General features: G+C 68.1%; 1 protein-coding gene. It reads left to right on the top strand.

Annotated elements, in window-relative coordinates; all coding sequences use genetic code 11:
* On the top strand, nucleotides 1-320 hold a 320-nt coding region (locus tag IF20_RS36955; protein ID WP_199896937.1), incomplete at both ends, for an AMP-binding protein.

The raw sequence follows: 320 nt of genomic DNA, 5'->3' as shown, positions 1-320 counted from the left end.
CGCCCTGGCCACCGGCGGCCGCGCCGTCATCGTCAGCCACGACACCACCCGCAACGCCGACGCCATGTGGCAACTCCTCCGGGACGAGCACGTGACGGTCCTCAGCCAGACCCCCTCGATGTTCCGGGAACTGGTCGGGCAGGCTGCCCGGTCCTCCGCCCCGTCCCTGCCGGACCTGCGGTGGATCGTCTTCGGTGGCGAGGCACTGGAGCCCAAGCACCTGCAGACCTGGTTCGAGCGCTACACCCAGCCCCGCACACGGCTGGTGAACATGTACGGCATCACCGAAACCACCGTCCACGTCACCTACCAAGAAATCC

It is taken from the genome of Streptomyces niger, assembly GCF_000718305.1.
In the GTDB taxonomy this organism is placed as follows: Bacteria; Actinomycetota; Actinomycetes; order Streptomycetales; family Streptomycetaceae; genus Streptomyces; species Streptomyces niger.
The sequence above is the reverse complement of the archived record's forward strand: the minus strand, read 5'-3'. Positions and strand labels throughout refer to the sequence as shown.